The organism is Achromobacter sp. HNDS-1 (genome assembly GCF_040084795.1).
GTDB lineage: Bacteria > Pseudomonadota > Gammaproteobacteria > Burkholderiales > Burkholderiaceae_B > Achromobacter > Achromobacter ruhlandii.
In genome coordinates this window covers 2922578-2942936 of the sequence record NZ_CP157584.1, presented here as the reverse complement: position 1 = coordinate 2942936, position 20359 = coordinate 2922578, and the positions used below count along the sequence as shown (strand labels likewise).

12 protein-coding genes are annotated in these 20359 nt (G+C 63.8%); 8 read left to right on the top strand and 4 right to left on the bottom strand.

All coding sequences use genetic code 11. From position 1 onward, the window contains the following. Window positions 1-62: 62 nt before the first annotated feature. Together ABFG95_RS13645 and ABFG95_RS13640 are read right to left on the bottom strand one after the other, a co-directional pair. Window positions 63-1838, bottom strand: a complete 1776-nt coding sequence (locus ABFG95_RS13645; protein WP_059272810.1) for a DEAD/DEAH box helicase — start codon at window positions 1836-1838, stop codon at window positions 63-65. Between the two features lie 277 nt (window positions 1839-2115). Further along, window positions 2116-2877: a uracil-DNA glycosylase gene (locus ABFG95_RS13640; RefSeq protein WP_278989874.1), complete on the bottom strand. Its 762-nt coding sequence runs from the start codon at window positions 2875-2877 to the stop codon at window positions 2116-2118. A gap of 384 nt (window positions 2878-3261) precedes the next feature. Here ABFG95_RS13640 and ABFG95_RS13635 point away from each other — a divergent pair, with 384 nt between their 5' ends. From ABFG95_RS13635 to ABFG95_RS13610, 6 genes are all read left to right on the top strand, one after another. Then, window positions 3262-4890: a ShlB/FhaC/HecB family hemolysin secretion/activation protein gene (locus tag ABFG95_RS13635; protein WP_278989872.1), complete on the top strand. Its 1629-nt coding sequence runs from the start codon at window positions 3262-3264 to the stop codon at window positions 4888-4890. A gap of 71 nt (window positions 4891-4961) precedes the next feature. Continuing rightward, window positions 4962-13109, top strand: coding sequence for a hemagglutinin repeat-containing protein (locus ABFG95_RS13630; RefSeq protein WP_278989870.1), 8148 nt, complete (start codon window positions 4962-4964; stop codon window positions 13107-13109). Next, the gene (locus ABFG95_RS13625) at window positions 13106-13609 is read left to right on the top strand and encodes a hypothetical protein (protein WP_278989869.1); all 504 of its coding nucleotides are present in this window, start codon (window positions 13106-13108) and stop codon (window positions 13607-13609) included. The genes ABFG95_RS13630 and ABFG95_RS13625 overlap by 4 nt, the downstream gene beginning before the upstream one ends. 50 nt (window positions 13610-13659) lie before the next feature. Then, the gene (locus tag ABFG95_RS13620) at window positions 13660-14199 is read left to right on the top strand and encodes a DUF6862 domain-containing protein (protein ID WP_278989868.1); all 540 of its coding nucleotides are present in this window, start codon (window positions 13660-13662) and stop codon (window positions 14197-14199) included. A gap of 738 nt (window positions 14200-14937) precedes the next feature. After that, a complete protein-coding gene (locus tag ABFG95_RS13615) occupies window positions 14938-15618 on the top strand; it encodes a hypothetical protein (RefSeq protein WP_278989865.1) in 681 nt (226 codons plus the stop codon). Between the two features lie 48 nt (window positions 15619-15666). Then, on the top strand, window positions 15667-16257 hold the full coding sequence (locus tag ABFG95_RS13610; RefSeq protein WP_278989863.1) for a hypothetical protein: 591 nt from the start codon (window positions 15667-15669) through the stop codon (window positions 16255-16257). 34 nt (window positions 16258-16291) lie between these two features. On the opposite strand, the gene tenA is transcribed toward ABFG95_RS13610, so the two are convergent. Both tenA and ABFG95_RS13600 read right to left on the bottom strand, forming a co-directional pair. Next, window positions 16292-16954, bottom strand: a complete 663-nt coding sequence (gene tenA, locus ABFG95_RS13605; protein WP_059272806.1) for a thiaminase II — start codon at window positions 16952-16954, stop codon at window positions 16292-16294. A 177-nt stretch (window positions 16955-17131) separates the two neighbouring features. Further along, window positions 17132-17917, bottom strand: coding sequence for a 3-hydroxybutyrate dehydrogenase (locus tag ABFG95_RS13600; RefSeq protein WP_049076994.1), 786 nt, complete (start codon window positions 17915-17917; stop codon window positions 17132-17134). Between the two features lie 409 nt (window positions 17918-18326). On the opposite strand from ABFG95_RS13600, the gene ABFG95_RS13595 reads away from it, so the two are divergent. Beyond that, window positions 18327-18989: an N-acetylmuramoyl-L-alanine amidase gene (locus tag ABFG95_RS13595; protein WP_278989859.1), complete on the top strand. Its 663-nt coding sequence runs from the start codon at window positions 18327-18329 to the stop codon at window positions 18987-18989. A 150-nt stretch (window positions 18990-19139) separates the two neighbouring features. Further along, a complete protein-coding gene (locus ABFG95_RS13590) occupies window positions 19140-20342 on the top strand; it encodes a hypothetical protein (protein WP_236749496.1) in 1203 nt (400 codons plus the stop codon). The last annotated feature ends 17 nt before the right edge of the window (window positions 20343-20359 follow it).

The window sequence follows — 20359 nt, the reverse complement described above, 5'->3', positions numbered from 1 at the left end:
GGCATTTTCCCAAAAAACAAACCCCGCGACAGGCGCGGGGTTTGCTGGGTGCCGATCAGGGCTTAGCCGCGGCGGGCGCCGGCCGGCTTGTTGAAGCGCTTGGCGGGGCCGCCGGGGCGCTTGTCGAAGCTGGGACGGTCACGGAAACCGCCTTCCGAGCGGTCGCCGCCGCGGAAGCCGCCTTCGCGCTGCGGACGGTCGCCGAAGCTGGGGCGATCGCTGAAGCTCGGGCGCGAATCGCGGTCGCCGCCACGGAAGCCGCCTTCACGCGGGCCGCGCTCGTTGAACGGACGCGGATCGCGCTGCGGGCGATCGCCGAAGCTGGGGCGGTCGCTGAAGCTCGGGCGCGAATCACGATCGCCGCCACGGAAGCCGCCTTCACGCGGGGGGCGGTCGCCAAAGGGACGATTGCCCTGGTAGCCGCCTTCGCGCTGGGGACGATCACCGAAGCTGGGACGATCGCCGAACGAACGGGCCGGGCGGTCGCCGAACGGGCGGTTGCCTTGGTAGCCGCCGCCTTCGCGGGCGCCCTGGTAACCGCCTTCGCGCGGCTTGAATTCGCCACGCGGGCCGCCGAACGAACGGCCTTCGCGCGAACCGCCTTCACGGTGACCCTGGTAGCCGCCGCCGAAGCCGCCCGGACGCTTGCCAAACGGCTTGCCGCCGCGCGGCGCGCCGCCGGTCGAGGGACGCGGGGTGCGCTTGGGTTCCAGGCCGGCGATCACTTCGGGCGTGATGGACTGGCCGATGTAGTGCTCGATGCGGCGCACTTTGTGGCGCTCGGAGTGCGTGGCCAGCGTGAACGCCAGGCCGTTGCGGCCGGCGCGGCCGGTACGGCCGATACGGTGCACGTAGTCTTCGGCCTGCATCGGCAGGTCGAAGTTGACGGCGTGGCTGATGCCTTGCACGTCGATGCCGCGGGCGGCCACGTCGGTGGCGACCAGGATGCGCAGCTGGCCGCGTTGCAGTTGCGACAGCGTGCGGGTGCGTTGGCGCTGGTTCATGTCGCCGTGCAGGGCGGCGGCGGCAAAGCCCTGGTCGGCCAGGTGGTCGGCCAGATCGTCGGCGCCGCGCTTGGTCGACGTAAAGACGATGGCCTGGTCCAGCGAAGCGTCGCGCAGGACGTGGTCCAGCAATTGCATCTTGTGGCTGGCGTCGTCCGCGTACAGCAGGCTTTGCGTGATGTTGGTGTGCTTTTCCTTGGCGCCGGCGACTTCGATGCGCTGCGGATCGCGCATCATGCGGGCGGCCAGCTTGGCCACGGTGCCGTCCAGCGTGGCCGAGAACAACAGCGTCTGGCGCTCGGCCGGCAGGCGGCTGATGATGGTCTCGATATCCTCGATGAAGCCCATGTCCAGCATGCGATCGGCTTCGTCCAGCACCAGCGTGTGCACGGTATTGAGTTTGACGCGGCCCGAATTCAGGTGGTCGATCAGGCGGCCGGGCGTGGCCACCAGCACGTCGACGCGGCGCGACAGCGCCTTCAATTGGGCGCCGTAGGGCATGCCGCCGACGACGGTGGCGGTGCGCAGGTCAGCCAGCTTGCGGCCGTAGGTGGCGGTGGCTTCGGTGACCTGCAGGGCCAGTTCGCGCGTCGGCGCCAGCACCAGCACCTGCACGCCGACGCCCTTGTTGGCGGGCATCTGGGCGATGCGGTGCAGCGCCGGCAGCATGAAGGCGGCGGTCTTGCCGCTACCGGTCTGCGACGACACCATCAGGTCGTGGCCGGCCAGCGCCTGCGGAATGGCCGAGGCTTGCACGGTGGTGGGGGTGGTGAAGCCAGCTTCTTGCAGGGCCGACAACAGGGCGGGCGCGAGGCCCAGGTTTTCGAAAGACATAACTTTCCCTTGCCGCGATCAAATGCGACGCAGTGCTTGGTCGGGCCAGGGGATTAGGCGGCCGGATCCAGGCGACGGTTGATGGAGCATCGTGCCGACCGAATCAACCGTGCGCGTGGCGCGTTCCCGTAATGCTGCTTGGAACGCAGGGCGAAAGGAAAGGAGGTCAGGAATCGATGATGTTCGGCATGGGCTGGGCTTGGTTGCCCGGCAGACTGCTGAAATTTCCGCTAAATCAAGGCGGTAAATGCCGAACTCGTTTGGTGCAGTGCGGCGATCATAACCCGAATTCGCCTTGCACGGGAATTATTTTTTTGTCCAGCTTCCAATCAATAGGGTTTTTCCCTTGGTCGACCAGCCAGCGGTTGGTCGCCAGGAAGTGGCCGCAGCCCAGGAACGGCACGGGCGGACGCCGGGCCGATAGCGGCGAGGGATGGTTCGCCATCAGTACCAGGTGGCCACTGTCGTGCGGAAGCAACGCCTGCTTGGCCTGGGCATGGGCGCCCCACAGCATGAACACCTTGGGCGACGGGTCTTGCGCCACCCATGCAATCAATGCATCCGTCACCGTTTCCCAGCCGCGCTTGGCGTGGGAGGCGGGCTGCCCGTCCTCGACCGTCAGCGCGGTGTTCAGCAGCAGCACGCCCTGCTCGGCCCAGGGACTCAGATCGTTGCCGGTCGGCAGCGGCGTGCCCGGGTATTCCTGGGCGATCTCATTGAAGATGTTGCGCAGGCTGGGCGGACGCTTGCAGTCGTCCGGCACGGAAAACGCCAGGCCCTGCGCCTGGCCCGGGCCGTGATACGGATCCTGGCCCAGGATCACCACCCGCACATCCGATGGTTCCAGGCCCTGCAGGGCGCGCAGCGGCGTGGCGGGATATACCACCGCGCCTTCGGCCAGGCGCCGCTCGACATGGGCGGTCACGGCCTGCAGGGCTTCGGCGACGCGCGGGGCGCGCAGGGCGGCCTGCCAAGAGGCAGGCAATTGCGCCGTCTGGGCGGCGAGGGCATTGGGAATCAGTCGGTTATCGGTCGGCATGGCCGTGATTTTTGCACAGCGCCGGCGAGGTCGCGGCGGGTCGGAAGTCATGCCGCCTTCGCATTTTCAAAGCCGCTTCATCTCAAGGAGACACCCCCGGGCGGCAGGCATGCACGTAATCAAATGTTGCCATTCGGGCGCTGTCGCCAAATTTTGTATTTTCTATTCAAGCGAGAAAATCGGGGAAAAAGACGGCATAAATTGAAATATGCGCTTAATTAGCTGTGAAATCTTCCGTTATGGAAAGAAATTAGCATTTTCAATAAGAAACAAGTGCATACCATCGTATCGCGAGGCCGCCTCCGGCAGAGGTGGCTTCCCTGCCTGGCGTTGTTCGTTTCGTCCATCGCCTTCCTGCCCCCCTTGGTCGCGCAATCCCTCCCCGTGGAGGCCGCCACGCGCGCCAGCGAGATCCAACGCCGCCAGGAGCAGGAGCTGGACGCGCAGCGCGCACGCGCCGCCGAAAGGCCGGACGTGCTGTCGGCGCCGCCCGTCGTCCCCGGCGAGGGGCCGCTCGTCTTCCCCGCGGAATCACCCTGCTTCACGATCGCCCAGGTGGTGTGGGATGGCTCACCGCCACCGGCCGCGCTGCGCCGCGACGTCCATACCGTCTTGGGGCAATGCATCGGCGGGCAGGGCTTGCGCGCCTTGCAGGAACACCTCATGGCGCGCCTGATCGACCGTGGCCAGATCACCGCCCGCGTGCTGGTGCCGGAGCAATCGCTGGCCAGCGGCACCCTGACCCTGCGCTATGTGCCGGGCCGTATCTCCGGGGTCAAGAGCGACGGCGCGCCCGGCTGGTGGCGCACCGCCTTGCCGACCTGGCCGGGCGGCGAGGTCAACCAGCGCGATCTGGACCAGGCGCTGGAGAACATCCGTCGCCTGGGCGGCCAGGCGGACGCGTCGATCGACATCGCGCCCGGCCCTGAACTGGGCGACTCGGACATCATCATCAAGCCCGGCACCGGCAAGCGCTGGCATGCCTACGTGGGCGGGGACAACGCCGGCCTGGAATCCACCGGCAAGAACCAGGTCAACGCCGGACTCACGCTCGACTCGCCGCTGTTCCTGTATGACCAGTTGTCGGTCTCCTGGAACAGCAACGCCGACCTGCGCAACAGCGACGCCGGCTCGCGCGCCGCCTCCGTCAACTACAGCATCCCGTTCGGCTACTGGACCCTGTTCGCCGGCGCCAGCAAGTCGCGCTACCGCCAGACCGTGGCCGGCTTCGATGAGCCCATCGTCTACGGCGGCACCAGCAAGCAGGTGGAAGCGGGCGTGTCGGTGGTGCCCTACCGCGGCGCCAGCTACAAGGGCACCGCCATGCTGAAGTTCCTGCGCAAGCGCGCGAGCAGCACCCTCAACGACATCGACATCGAGGTGCAGCGGCGCGACGTGGTCGGCTACGAATTCAGCTACGGCCACCGCCAATACATCGACCAGATGGTGCTGGACGTTGGCGGCGGCGTGCGCGGCACGCTGCCGCAGTTCTCCGACCAGCCCGGCTACGTCTACGGCGATCCCGACTGGAACGGCCGCAGCACCATCCTGACGGCCAATGCAGGTCTATACCTGCCCTTCAAGGTGGCGGGGCAGCAGATGGCGTACCAGGCCAACTGGCAGATCCAGCACGCCAAGACGCCCATCGTGCCCGCCGACTACTTCACCATCGGCAACCGCTATGCGGTGCGCGGCTTCGATGGCCAGATGACGCTGGCCGCGGAAGACGGCTGGACGCTGCGCAATGATCTGTCGCTGAACCTGGGCAACCTGGGCCAGCAACTTTACACGGGCCTGGATGCCGGCCGCGTTGGCGGCCCGGCGGCGCAGTACCTGACCAGCCGCACCCTCGTCGGCGCGGTCGCGGGCCTGCGCGGCCGCATCGCCGTGCCCGGGGTTGCCAATGCGGTCAACGCCAGCTACGACCTGTCGGCCGGCTGGCCCCTGAAAAAGCCCGACAACCTGAAGACCCAAAGCACGGTCTTCGCCGCCACGCTGATGTTCGAGTTCTAGACCGTACAGGGGCCGTGCGCCCCGGCCGTCGTCCGTTCAGTTGCTTCACGCTTACCGAGAGTTGCCTCGTCATGTCCAAGCTTCGCTCCGCAGTCGTCTGGTTGGTCCTGTACACGCAGATCTGGACGCCCGTCCTGGCGCAGACCCTGCCCATCTCCGTCGACAAGAGCGTGCCGGGCCAGAAGCCCGTGGTGGGCGTAACGAATGGCGTGCCGGTGGTCAATATCGCGCCGCCTTCGGCCGGCGGCGTCTCGAACAACCGCTACACCCAGTTCAACGTTGGCCCCTCGGGGGTGGTGCTGAACAACAGCGGCGCGGCCAGCCAGACGCAACTGGCCGGACAGGTCGCGGGCAACCCGATGCTGGGCAACCAGCGCGCCGCCACCATCCTGAACCAGGTGACGGCGCCCAATCCGTCGCAACTGATGGGCATGCTCGAAGTGGCGGGCAACCGCGCCAACGTCATCGTCGCCAACCCCGCCGGCATCACCTGTAACGGCTGCGGCTTCCTGAACGCCAACCGCGCCACGCTGACCACCGGCAAGCCGGTCATCGGTCCGGATGGCGCGCTGGGCTTCGACATCGCCAGTGGTCGCCTCGCCATCGAAGGCGCGGGCCTTTACGGCGCCAACCTCAGTCAGCTCGACCTGATGGCGCGCACGCTGGAACTGAACGCCCAAGTCTGGGCCAACAATCTGAACGTGGTCGCGGGCGCGGCGCGCGTCGGCTATGACGGCATCGACGTGTCGGCCCTGACCGGCGCCGGCGCGGGCACCGGCGTGGCTTTGGACGTCGCCGCGCTGGGCGGCATGTATGCCAACAGCATCCGCCTGATCGGCACCGAAGCCGGGGTCGGCGTGAACATCGGCGGCAACCTGACGGCGCTGACGGGCACGCTGACGGTCAGCGCCAACGGCGACGTCCGGATCCAGCCTTCGGGTCGTCTGCAGGCCGCCACGAACCTCTCGGTGCAAAGCGCCCGCGACATCGTCAACGACGGCACGGTCGCCGCGGGCGGCGCGCTGGGCTTGAACGCCGCCGCCAAGGTCATCAACAACCAGGCCATGTCCTCGGCTGGCAACGCCAGCATCGTGGCGCGCCAGCTGGAGAACCGCGGCGCGCTCACGGCGGGCTTGCAGGCGGACGGCTCCATCAGTCCGCTCGGCGCCTTGAGCGCGCAGGTGGACCAGCTGCTCAGCCCCGGCACCCTGGTGGCAGGCGGGGACGCCACCATCACCGCGAACGCGCTGGGGCTGTCGGGCGGCAAGTTCGTCGCCGGGGGCGCATTGCGCGTGGACGCCACGGGCGCGGTCACCAATCGCGGCGGCTCTGTCTATGGCGGCTCCGTGGCCTTGCGCGCGGCCGGCCTGGACAATACGGGCGGCAAACTCACCAGCGGTGCGGCGCTCGACGGCCAGGTGGCGGGCGCCATCGACAACACCGGTGGCACGCTGGCCGGCGCCGGCGCGGTGGACCTGCGCGGCAGGTCCGTGGTCAACGCGGCCGGTGGCGTGATCTCGGGCCAGAGCGTGGCACTGCGCGGCGCCGACGGCATCGACAACCAGGGGGGATCGGTGCAGGCCAACGACGCCTTGCGCGTCGAGACGGCCGGCGCGCTCGACAACCGTGGCGGCAAGCTGCTCGGCGGCGCCACCGACATCCAGGCGGCCAGCCTCGACAACCACAATGGCATCGCCCAGGCCGACGCCAAACTCGCGGTCACCACTGGCGGCGCGATTCAGAACCAGTCAGGCGGCCTCTATGGCGGCACGGTCGGCATCGACGCGGCAAGTCTCGCCAACAGCGGCGGCAAGGTCGCCAGCGGCGGCGAATTGGACCTGAAGACCGTCGGCGCGATCGACAACGCCGGCGGCACCATCGCCGCGCAAGGGCAGGCCGCGCTGAGCGCACAAAGCCTGGCCAACACGCGCGGCATCGTCGCGGCCAACGGCCTCACGCTCAAGACGCAAGGCACGCTGGACAACAGCGCCGGCCTGATCCAGGCCGACAACGCGCTGGCGCTGACCGCCGGCAGCTTGAAGAACCGCGACACCCTCGCCAACGGCATCGCCGGCGCAGGCAGCACGGCCGCGGGCGCCCTGGGCCTGATGGGCAAGCAGGTCATGCTGGACACCGGATCCATCGACAACCAGGCTGGCCGCATCGGCGCTGGCCAGGACCTGGCCCTGTCCACCGGCGCGCTCGACAATGCGCGCGGCAACGTCTCGTCCGACGCCAATGCGAAGCTCGCCTTCAGCAGCATCACCAACACCGGCGGCGCCCTGACCGCCGGCACCTCGCTGGAGCTGGTCACCGGCAACCTCGACAACGACGGCAAGATCCACTCTGGCCAGGACCTGAAAATCACCGCCAATACGCTGACCAACCGCGCCGGCGGCGAATTGATCGCGGTGCGCAACAACGAACTGATCATCGGCGGCCTGCTGAGCAACGCCGGCCTGATCGACGGCGGCTACACACTCATCAACGCGGGCAATCTGCTCAACACCGGCCGCATCTACGGCGATCGCATCGGCATCAAGACGCCGTTGTTGCAGAACGAACCCAATGCCGTCATCGCCTCGCGTGGCGACATGGACCTGGGCGTGGGCACGCTGACCAACCGCGAACACGCGTTGATCTACGCCGCGGGCGACCTGCGGCTGGGCGGCACGCTGGACGCCACCGGCAAGGCCGCCGGCCAGGCCGCGCTGTTGTCCAACGAGTCCGCCACTATCGAAGTCGAGCGCAACGCCGACATCGCCGCCGCCAGCATTCAGAACCGCAACCTGCACTTCGCCAGCGAAAGCGTCGAGGTCAGCCGCGAAGCCAAATGGTTCTACCGCCTGGATGGCACCACCGACATCGTCGACGGCGAAGGCATGTGGTTCTGCAACACCGTCAAGTCCATCTGCGGTCGCGACCCCAGCTGGATGGGACAGTACGACGAGCGGCGCCTGCTGATGCCGTCGGCGCGTTATCCGGAAAGCCAGTATGGGCCGCCGTTCGACTACAGCAACATCCAGGAGGACCAGCAGGGGCGCGCGGGTGTCAGCGCGCCGATTGGCCTGGCATATATCGCCGAATACTCCGGCTGCAGTGGCGGCGATGCGGGCGGGTGCTACACCAACCCCGCACAGTTCCTGTACAAGCCCGACGCCAAGATCTGGTCCGTCTTCGAGGTAGAGCGTCCCAGCGGCATCAGGCGGCCCCCGTCGCCGGATGATTGCGGCTTGCGTTGCCCCGCGGACCTGGCCCAGCAACAGGCTCAGTACGACCACGACCTGGTGCTGTACGACACGCTGAACGAGAAGATCAAGGACTTCAACGCCGACTTCCGCAACAACCGCATGATCAAGGATTTCACCTTCTATGAGGTGACCCAGATCACGCGCGAGACCCGCATCACAGAGAGCGATCCGGGCAAGATCATCGTGGGCGGCAATGCCCGCCTTGTTGGCGACATCGTCAACGACAAGAGCCGCATCCTCGCCGGCGGCGCCTTGAAAACCGAGGGTGGAACGCTGAGCAACGTCGGCGCCGAGGGACTGCGCACGGTCGACCGTGTCGGCACCATGGCCTACACCTACGAGAAGAACGACTCCCGCAAGTACAACCGTTCCGACTACAACGCCACCGTTCTGGCCGAACGCATCGAGACCGGCCTGGGCGACGCGAAGGGCGGCGCCGCGGTCGCGCCGTCTGGCCAGACGCCGGGCGCCAGCACCGTCGTCCAGGCGTTGCCGCCGGCGACCCTGACGCGCATCACGCTGCCGGGCAACCAGACCATCGCTGTCGTGGTGCTGCCGCCGACCCTTCCGACCAGCAAGCTGTACCAGGTCATCACGGCGCCCAACGCGCCCTACCTGATCGCCACCGACAGCCAGTTCATCGGTTCGCGCCCCGTGGTGTCCAGCGATTTCCTGCTGGAGAAACTGAACCAGGACCCTGGCCACGTCCTCAAGCGCCTGGGCGACGGCTTCTATGAGCAGAAGCTGGTGGCCGAACAGGTCATGCTGGCGACCGGCCAGCGCTTCGTCGGCGACTACACCGATAACGAGACCCAGTACAAGGCGCTGCTTTCCGCCGGCGCCGACTTCGCCAAGCAGTTCGGCCTGGCCGTGGGCACCGCGCTCACCGAAGAGCAGATGCGCCACCTGACCAGCGACATCGTCTGGATGGTGGAGCAGACCGTCACGCTGCCCGACGGCACGCAGCAGAAGGTGCTGGCGCCGCAGGTCTACCTGGCCGTCAAGCCGGGCGACCTGCGCGGTGATGGCACGCTGATCGCGGGCCGTGACACGCAGATCAGCGCGACGGGCGACGTGAACAACAGCGGCACCCTCGGCGCACGCAACGCGTTGGTGGTCGATGCGCAGAACGTGCGCAACACCGTGGGCACGATCCAGGGCAAGACCGTCAACCTGAATGCGCGCAACGACATCGATAACCTGGCGGGACTGCTCAAGGGTGACGGCGTCACGCTGACCGCGGGCCGCGATATCAACCTCACGGCCAGCACCCAATCGAACGTGCGGGGCGGAATCAGCAACACCATCGTCGACGGGGTCGCCCGTATCGACGCCGGAACGCTGAATGCGCAGGCGGGCCGCGACGTCAACGCGCAGGCTGCCGCCATCGTCACCAGCGGTGATGCGAGCATTCGCGCCGGCAACGATATCAACCTGACCGCCGCGGGAACGAGCTATGGCGAGTCGTTCAACTTCGGCAAGAAGAACCGGTCGGAGATGCGTACGACGGAAGACGTGGGAACCCGCATAGCCGCTGCCGGGAACCTGACGCTGATGGCTGCGCAGGATATCAATGCCATTGCCGCGCAAGTGTCGTCCGACAAGCAGTTGGCGCTGGGCGCGGGGCGCGATATCAATGTGCTGGCGGGGGATTCCAGCGGGTATACCTACAACGAGATTTACTACAAGACGAAGGGGTTCCTCTCCAGCAAGACGACACACCGCATCAAGGAAGCGTCCTGGACGCAGGCGGTGTCTTCCACCTTCACCGGCGATAGCGCCGTGATGGTGGCTGGGCGTGATCTGAATGTGCTGGGTTCCAACGTGGCGGCACAGAACGACTTGGTCATGTCGGCGGATCGCAATGTCAATATCGTTGCCGAAAAGAACTCCGCCAACGAATACCAGTACGAGAAGATCAAGAAGTCCGGCTTTGGTGGACTGGGAGGCCTCAGCTACGGATCGCGTCAGACGACGGATTGGATGGACACCAAGCGTGGCCTGAATACTGGTAGCACCATCGGCAGTGTGACGGGGGACGTGCTGATCAACGCGGGCGGTTCGTTGAACGTGCTTGGCAGTGATGTCCTGGCACGGCAAGGCGACATCACGATGATCGGCCGGGACGTCAGTATCGTTGGCAGTTTCGACACGATGCGCCAGCGTGAAGTGCACGAGATGAAGCAGTCTGGCTTCAGTGTCACGGCCAGCACACCTGTGGTCAGCGCCATGCAAACGGCCGGACGTATGGCGGAAGCGTCCGGAAAGTCCGGCAATCCTGTCATGACCGCGCTGGCGGGTGGAACCACAGCGCTTGCGGCCAGCAACGCCTATGACGCGGTCGCGGCCGCCGGCGCGGTAAAGGACGCCGGTGCCATCGACAAGATGGGCGGCGGCAGCATCAAGATCAGCTTCGGCAGCAGCAAGAGCAGCAGCACTACGGATAGAAGCTCGTCCACCTCGGTGGGATCGAACATCGCTGCGGGCAAGGACCTGACGATTGTCGCCAAGGGCGCGGGAAGCGCATCGGATATAACGGTTTCGGGTTCCAACTTGTCGGCGGGCAACAATGCCGTGCTGAAGGCCGACGGCGACATCCTGCTGCAGGCGGCCAAGAACTTCTACGAACAGAAGACGGACAGCAAGAGCAGCGGTTTCAATATTGGTATCGGCTACAGCACCGGCACATCCAACGGTTTGACGGTGGAGTTGGGAGCCTCCATTGCACGGGGCAAGGAGAACGGCCGGGATGATAGCTGGACCAACAGTTCCGTCACCGCGGGCAATGTGCTCGCGTTGCAGTCGGGGGGAGACACGACCCTAAAAGGCGCATCCGGAAAGGCTGAACAGATTCTGGCCTCGGTAGGAGGCAACCTGTTGCTGGAGAGCCTGCAAGATACAAGCACGTACACCTCAAAACAGACCAGCGCTGGCGTGAATATCACGTTGTGCATTCCGCCCTATTGCTATGGCCAGAGTACGGCTGCCGCCAACTTCGGCACCGGCAAGATGAACAGCAACTTCAAGTCTGTCACTGAACAGACGGGCTTGTGGGCGGGCGACGGTGGGTTCCTGATCGACGTCAAGAACAACACGACGTTGATCGGTAGTGTCATCGCCAGCAGCGACAAGGCGGTGGCAGATGGACTGAACATGCTTAGCACCGGGACATTGGTCACTCGCGACATCAAGAACTCGGCGAGCTATAGCGCCAACCAAATCGCCGTGGGCGGAGGGTTCGGGTTTGGCGGTAGTGCGTCGGCGGGGGGAGAAAGCCCCGCTGGCTTGGGCACCACCAAGGGCAACCAGGTGGCCGGCGGCGCGAGCAAGGACGCAGGCACTTCCTTGGCGTCGAGTGGGGGCTTTTCCGCCAATTTACCGACGGTGGTTGCGGCCGGCGGCAATAGCAGTTCCACGACCCAAAGCGCCATCAGTGGCGGCACCATCATCATCCGCGATGAAGAAGGACAGCGGGCGCTGACTGGCAAGACTGTGGCGGAGACGATTGCGGCGCTGAATCGGGATACGTCGGACACGTTGAACACGCTGAAGCCGATCTTTGACAAGGAGAAGATCGAGGCGGGGTTCGAGATCGCGTCGGAGGCCAGCCGGCAGTTGGGGCAGTTCCTGACGAATCGGGCTAGGGAAATACAGGCTGCCAAGCAGCGCTCTGAAGAGCCGGGCTTGTCTTATGCCGAGCGCATCCAAGCCGCGAAGGAGTATGCAGATCTGGAAGGCAAATGGGGGGCCAGAGGAACGTACAGCCAGTGGGGCACCATCATCCTGGGCGCGGCGAGTGGCAACGTAATGGGAGGCACGGGTCAGTTCGTTCAGGCGGCCACCGTAAATTACCTGCAGACGCTGGGCGCTGCGCAGATCAAAGAGTTGAGCCGTGAGCTGGGTGGTGAAGGCTCGGCAGGTCATGCGGCGTTGCATGCCGTGCTTGGCTGCGCGGGAGCGGCTGCTCAAGGAGCTTCCTGCGGAGCAGGCGGTGTGGGCGCGCTATCAGGCGTGGTGCTGAGCAAACTGCTGGAAAATCTGGAGGGAGATGGTGGTAAGAATCTATCTGCGGAGGATCAGCAGGCCCGCGTCAATCTGATAACCAGCATTGTTGCCGGTATTGCGGCGGCTATCGATCCGAATGCAGCCAGTGCTGCCCAAGTCGCGGCGCGTATCGAGTTAGAGAACAACAGCCGCTATATGAACCGCGATAAGGTTGGGCGGTTGAAAGCCGAGCTGACTGACGAGTTGTTGAGGGAGTGTACCGACGCGCGCTGCTTCCAGGATGGGTTTGATCGAGCAGACCGGATGGCGTCGGCCTACGATGTGGCGCTGATACTCAGCCACTACCCGCAACTGACCAAAGAGAAGGCCGACACACTTGCCCAGGCGGTGCTAGACCTCGCGCCCGGGGTGTCAAACGCCAGTGCGCTGTATGAACTGGTGACGGGGAGGACGGCGACGGGCGAAGAGGCGAACAGGTTTTTCTCTTCGTTGGGACTGGTGCCTGTTGTTGGAGGGATGCTGAAGAAGGGAGGGCAGGCGCTGCATGTTTTTGCTGACGTGGGGAAGGCGGTTGATGTTGGCAAGATTGGAGGCTCAATCGGTGGCAAGGCCGCGCTAGGATTTTCCGAAGATGCCGCGCGAGCCGCACTTTCAAATATTGGTCGAATAGATCATTCGGCTAGACATTTGATCGAAGCAGGGATAATCACAGCGAATTCTGGATCAAAAGCGGCCAGACAAGCGTTTCAGGAAATTGGACAGATTATCTTGACAAATCCAGAAAAAACTTTCGATCATGTTATGAGTCAAGGTGGGCAAGCGGTAAAGGGCTTTTATAGGAAAATTAACGGGGATGATGTAATTATCTTTGTGGCAAAAGAAAACGTTGGAAAAGTTGCGGCTGGGGATATTGTTACGGCAATCAAGCCCTCCGCCCAACAGATGAGGAATTTTGGCCTATGAGGACTAGTGCGAGTCTTGGAATCTATTGGACAGTTGTAGATAAGAATACAGGGGAGATATATCAGGAAGAAGTGCCTGGTTTGATATTTTTTGGTTACTGGAAAGAAGGGTATTCGTCTGACGTGGCGAAGAATATATCTTCCTTTAAAAATATCTGGGACGATTTTTCTGAAATAAAGGCGCGTGAGTGGGTTGGGGAGGATTTAAGCAACGTTTCTTTCGAAATGAAGATCAACTTATGGCCAACAGAAAGACGCTGGAAGGAGAGTGTTGAGGCCTCATTACGTTGGTTTGTTAATAGAGGGGCATTGATTTCGTGGTGTGGTGGCGAATTTTCTAGTCCTTCGTTGGACGTGTTTCGTCCTGACTGCCACGCAGGATCTATATATGCGGCTTATTGCAATAGTGTCGGATTTGTTTGTGGTTCGAGTCTGAGTTCTGAATATAGGGATGTTGATGTGGTTGATGTCGAGAAGTTTATGCGCGTGCTTGAAAATTAATATTCCAATTGACTGGTTCCCAGGGGCTCTCTGGTCAAGACGCGAAAGAGTTGACGGCCGAGCAGAAAGAAGCACGCGTCAACCTGGTCGCTAGCCTTGTCGCTGGCCTTACTGTTGCCCTGGGTGGAGATAGCGCTGTCGCGACGTTGGCTGCCCAGATCGAGACCGAGAACAACTATCTCGGGCAGAAACCCGAGGGGCTCTGGGCTGCCGAACAGCGCCGATTCGACGCGGCAATCGCTTCTTGCGGTCCCAGGAATCCAGATGCCTGCGATCGGGCGCGAGAACTGGGAGGCATATCGGCGCAACGCGACAAAGACCTGGCAAGCGCCTGCGCGGATCGGACATCTCCCCTGTGCGGCGTGGCTATCCAACTGGCAACAACGAGCGGTAACTTTGTGTTCTTCGATCAGCGCGGTGTGCCTTTTGCCGTGCGGGCTGATTCTCCTATGCTTCAAGCTTCGCCCGATCCCCGGGATGGAACTTGGCATTACACGATAGCTGCCAGTGTTGCTGAAGGGCTGGCGATTGATAGTGGTGGTGGCGCGCTGAGTGGAATAGCATCTGCGGTGCGTGGATGCGACCAGTAATCGAGCGAACGTTTTGTCGAGACTCAGGCCCATCTGCCCGGTGCCGGAGTAATTGTCGCGAAGGGTTGGTTACGCATCTGCGTGCTGATGGTTAATTTAAGATCTTGAGCAGAATTACGTCTTTTTATCGGCATGTCACATCTGTAAAGAATGAGTCCAATCTACTTTGCTGAAATTTCCCCGGTCTATGGCTGGTTATTGCTATTTGTGCTGCTTGCGGCTTGTTCCGTTATTTTTATTGTCATCCCCGGAATTAAGAGGGGGCGCGAAAAGAGTGGGGGACGGCTGTTAGCTCAGGTGCGTGTGGTTGCTTTTTTTGGAAAAGGGGGGATGCATTTTGGTGGAGGGTTTTACCGATTTAGCGCATATGAGAATTGTCTGGTGGTATGTTTGTTCTGTGCAATCCTATACAAATATAGGGAGATAAGGCTTCGATTTCCATATGAGGCAGGGAGCAATAGGCTGAATCTTGTGCTCAGAGGGATTCCCGTGACCCTCAATGGGAACAGCAGGGATTTGGGCATTCTTGTTGAGAAGATCCGAGGGCGTGAAAGTGTTGCGCCAGCACTAAAAAAATAGACTCTTAAATTCACCGCATTGCTGTCGTTAGAGATATAGGTTTGAAAGTTGCCGGTGTGCCTTTATTTGTCATGCTTGGGTAAGCTTCGCTTGAGACAAATCGGACCACTGCGTCTATTACTTCGTCCTAATTCATCTTGCTTCGATCTCCCGAATCACATGACCCGCATCAAGTCAATTATTGCTTTGGCCTCGCTGCTGCTGACGTCAGGCTGCTCCTTCATCATGGGTTCGCCTCCCAAGGCACTTGTCACCAACCCTGAGCCTGGCGAAGTCATCACTCCCGTGCTGATCTACACCTCCGATTGCAATTACCAGAAGAAAATCGACGACACGGGCTGGATCGGCGCACGTACTGCGCTGCCAGCGCTGTATGCAGCCGAGGCGGTCTGCAAGGCCCTGAACAACGAACTACCCGGCGCGATGGATGCGGCGGGTATCAAGGCGACATTCAAGCTGCGCAAGGTCAATCCGGATTCCGCGCGGCCGTTGACCTTGAAGGAAGACGCGGCGGCCATCGGGGCAAAGTATGTGGTGGCATTGGGCGAACCCTATGGCTTTGGCGGCTATCAGCAATACGGCCCATCGGTAAGCATCAAGGTGCGCCTGTATGACGCCGTATCGGGTGAATACCGCGGCTACGCCGAAGACACCTATCCGATTTCCTTGCGCGACTACTCCAATCGGGGGCCGGCCGCAGACGGCCTGCGGATCGCGGCGGATATGGCGCAAATGCTGGCGCGCACGATGCGCAAGCGCTGCACCGAGGCCTATCCTTATCAATGCGGCAAGACGGGCTTGTTCCGCCTGGCCGAGCCTCGCGATGCCTATGGCAAGTGAGCACCGCGTTTGCCCTGGCTAATTTCCTTTCTTTTGAGTGAGTGGTAGATGATTGCTGTATTGCGTTGCGTGGCGTCCGCTTTGTTGCTGGGCGGTGCCTTGGCGGGTTGCTCCGCCACCAATCCCAATATCCTCAGCCATTACGACGCTGGCAGCAGTGCGCGGGTTCGCGTGTATGTGTATACGGCGGATCGCATCCGCCTGGATTTTGACAGGACGTGCTTCCTGCCCGCATCGGGCCTGTTCGGTCACGGTGACGGCCTGGAAACGATCCAGCGCTCGCACATGCGCGGTAGCGGTAGCGTTGGAATGCCGCCTTCGCCGAACATCTCGGGCCTGGTGTTCGACGAATTCATCATCAAGGCGGGTATTCCGGTAACCATTTACGGTCAGGTCGGCGGGACGTACAGAAGCGCCGGGCCTTATGGGTCCGTGACCACCACGAGCTGGCCCGAGACGAAGAATGCGGGGTATTTCACGCCAGCCGCTGGCAAGGACTACGAGGTCTATGTGGAGCGGCGCGCGGTCGTGGTGCAGGACATCACGGTGCCCGGCGCCAGCGCAGCGGAACGGCAGGTGCCGCTGACGCCGGCTTCGCCCTGCCCGGAACCCCCTGCGACCGTGATGCCGAAGGTCTGACCGCAGTCGCAGGGCCTATCCGCTACGCGTCGTCTCACACCGGCCATTCCCCCAACCGATACGCCGAGTCCCAGAACATCCATTCCAACTGCGCCGCATGCGTATACGCCCGGTGCATATCCTCGCGCGTTTGCGCGGACGCCTTGTCCGCCGCCTGGTCCACCGATGCGATGACTTCGCGCACCAGACTGTGGAATTCTTCCCCGGCGTAGGTATCGATCCACGCGCCATAGGGGTTGGGACGCGTCGCGCGCGAGTGGATGTCGCGCCCGATCTCGGCATAGATCCAGAAGCACGGCAGCAACGCCGCCAGCGCCACTGGATACGGCGCGCTCCACGCGGTGGCGATGAGGAAGCTGGTGTAGTGATGGCTGGCGGGAGACAGCGGGGTACTGGCGAACGTCTCTGCATCGATGCCGAATTGCTTCATGAAGCCTTCGTGCAGACTGCGTTCGACCACCACCGCGTTCTTGGCCGCATCGGCGAACTGCACCACGCCGTCGGCATGGTCGGCCTTGGCGGCGGCGACCGCCAGGGCGCGGCCGAAGGCCAGCAGGTAGTGCGCGTCCTGGATCATGTAGTGGCGGAACGCCTGCTCGCTGAGCTGGCCGCTGGCCAGTTCCTGGTTGAACGGCATGGTGCGCGTTTTTTCGTACAGCGCGGCGTTGCGCGCCCAGGCGTCGGTGCTGAAAGACATGGCAATCCTCAAATCGAAGTCGGACGGCGCATCATGCGCAGCGCCGTGGCTACGGTTCAAGGATATCAAGACTTCCCGGCAGCGTTTGCGCGCACGCCAGGCCGATGGGCGGAACCTCGATAGCGGGGCGGGCCGCGGCCTCGGGACGGGCCGCGATGCTCTCGCTCCGTGCTGCACTTATTGCATGTACCACCCATGGCTGACCACGAACGACTGCCCCGTGAACGCCGCGCTGGGGAAGGTCGACAGGAACAGCGCCGTCTGCGCCACGTCCTCGACGGTGGTGAAGATGCCGTCGACGGTATCGCCCAGCATCACCTTCTTGACCACGTCTTCTTCGCTGATGCCCAGTTCCTTGGCCTGCTCGGGAATCTGCTTCTCGACCAGCGGGGTGCGCACGAAGCCGGGGCAGATGACGTGCGAACGCACGTTGTGCTTGGCGCCTTCCTTGGCCAGCACGCGCGCCAGGCCCAGCAGCGCGTGCTTGGCGGCGACGTAGGCGGACTTGAGCGGCGAGGCTTCGTGCGAGTGCACCGAGCCCATGTAGATCACGACGCCGCCGCGATCATCCTTGTACATGTGCTTGAGCGCGGCCTTGGTGGTGAGGAAGGCGCCATCGACGTGGATGGCCTGCATCTTCTTCCAGTCGGCGAAGGCGAAGTTCTCGATGGGGTTGACGATCTGGATGCCGGCGTTCGAGATCAGGATGTCGATGCTGCCATAGGCGGCGGCGACACGGTCGATGCCCTGGTTGACGGCGTCTTCGTTGGTGACGTCCATGGCCACGCCCATGGCCTTGCCGCCGGCCTGTTCGATTTCGCGGGCGACGGCGTCAGCGCCGGCCTGGTTCAGGTCGGCGATGGCGACCGCGGCGCCGGCGCGCGACAGGGTCAGCGCGATTTCCTTGCCGATGCCGCTGGCGGCGCCGGTGACGACGGCGACTTTTCCATTCAGATTGCTCATGCTGGGGACCTCCGGGTAAGGATGCCGCGAGCCGGGATGCGCCCGCGGATGCGAGGGGCATGGTTTCGATGGTAGCGCGCCAAAATGAGAGCGGCCTGAACGCCACGGCTCGGTAACCATCTATGTCATTTGCTTCCACCGGCGCTTCGCGCCAGAGCCGACACCGGCATCGCGGCCGAGAGGCGGCCGTCGGCGGCGCGGCGCGCGCCGGGACGGGCTGTTACCAACCGGCCCTGCACGCCCCAAGCGGACATTGCCGATTGCTGCCCGCTGCGGGAGAATCCGCGGCAGTCGACGCCGCCGCGAGGCGGCTATCCGGATTTCTTACAGGACAAAGACAAACGTGGCATCGGTCATGGCGGGTCAGGCGGGCAAGGGCGGGAACGTGGCGGGAAAATGGGCGCGGCGCATGGCGGCGTCCTTGCTGGTCCTGGCGGCAGGGGCGGCGCAGGCCGCCCACGTCGTGGTGGACACCGGCCATACCCCGAAGCAGCCGGGCGCGACCGGCGCCAGCGGCCGGGTGGAGTATCTGTACAACCTGGACCTGAGCGGCGCGGTGGCCGCCGACCTGGCGGCAGCCGGGAACCGCGTGACCCGCGTGTCCGCCGACGGCGCCGAGGTGCCGCTGGGCCGGCGCACCCGGATCGCGCCGGATGCGGATTTCTTCATCTCGATCCACCACGATTCGATGCAGCAGAAGTACATCGACGCGGGCCGCCAGCGTGAATTCGCCGGGTTCTCCATCTTTGTCTCGCAGCTCAATCCGCGCTACGAAGACAGCCTGCGCTGCGCACAGGCGATCGGCGAGGCGTTGCTGGCGGCGGGCGAGAAGCCGTCGCTGTATCACGCCGAACCCATCGCCGGTGAAAACCGGCCGTTGCTGGACCGGCGCCTGGGCGTGCATCGCTACGACGGGCTGGCGGTGCTCAAGACCGCCACCATGCCCGCGGTGCTGGTGGAGGCGGGCGTGATCGTGAATCCGGACGAGGAGGCGCGTCTTGCCAGGCCGGAGACCATCCAGTGGCTGGCGCGCGCGATTGCCGGCGGCGTGCAGGCCTGCCAGGCGCGGTAGCGCGACTCGCGGGCCTCGGAAACTGGCGATGGCCGGCGAGATGGATAAAATCCCGGATTCGAGGGGGCGGGCCGCGCCGCCCAACGCGGGGATGACGGCGCGAACCGGAAGCGATCCGGCCCGTGGCATGCGTTCCGAGGACAAGGACTGATGATGCTGAAAAGAAAACTGACGACACTGGCCATGGGCCTGGCACTCACGCTGACGGGCCTGTCCATGGCGCCCGCCCAGGCACAGTCGCCCGCGCCGCAAAAGGAAGAACCCGAGCGCTATGGCCCGTTCTTCTACCTGCCCAGCGAACCGAACCTGTTGATCTACGTCGGCGCGGTCAGCGCCAACGACCTGCTGCACATGAAGAAGGCGTTGCGCGAGCATCCGACCATCTCCACCCTGATCCTGCAGAACAACGGCGGCGGCCTGGTGCACATCGGGCTGGTGGTGGCCGAGGAGGTCTACGAACGCGGGCTCAACACCTACATTCCGAAGGACAGCTACTGTGCCTCGGCGTGCGCGTTCGTGTTCTTCGCCGGCCGCCAGCGTCTGGCCGAAGGCCGGCTCGGCGTGCACCAGATCACCGCGCCGGAGATGACGGGCGAACAGGCGCAGTTCGGCGTGTCGGATATCGTCACCACCCTGCCCAAGTACGGGGTGTCGGCCGACGTGCTGGGCATCATGTTCAGCACCCCGTCCAAGGAAATGTATTTCTTCTCGCCGCAGGAGATCATCAAGTACGGTATCAATCGCACCGGCAATGTGAAAACGGCCGCCAACGAGTCGCAGCAGGGCGGCCAGCGGCCAGCGCCGGCCTCCACGCCAGCCGCCGCGCCCGCGCCGCAGGCCCAGGCATCCGACGACGACACCCGGCTGCCGCCGCGTAAGCCGGCCGCGCCCGCCGCCGCGCCGGCGCCGTCCAACCCGCCGCCGGTGGCCAATCCCTACATGACCAAGGATCCCGCGCCCGCGCCGCTGTCGGACGAACAGCGCGCGATCAACGCCGCGACCCTGATGATCCAGGCGGGCAGCGGCACCAATGAAGAGGCGATGAATTTCACGCGCGAGTTCTATGCCGACACGGTCGACTACTTCAAGAAGTCGCGGCCGAAGTCGGAGATCCTGGCGGACAAGAAGGCCTACTTCGCGCGCTGGCCGGTGCGGCGATTCGTGGTGGACCAGAATTCGCTCAAGGCCAAGTGCCAGGACCAGATGTGCATGGTCAAGGGCCTCTACGATTTCAAGGTGTCGAGCCCGGAGCGGGGCAAGACCGCGACTGGCACGTCCAATTTCACTTACGTCCTTGACCTGCGCAACCGCTACCGCATCGTCATGGAAGACAGCGAGGTCGTCAGCCGCTGAGGCTGCCGCCGGGGAGA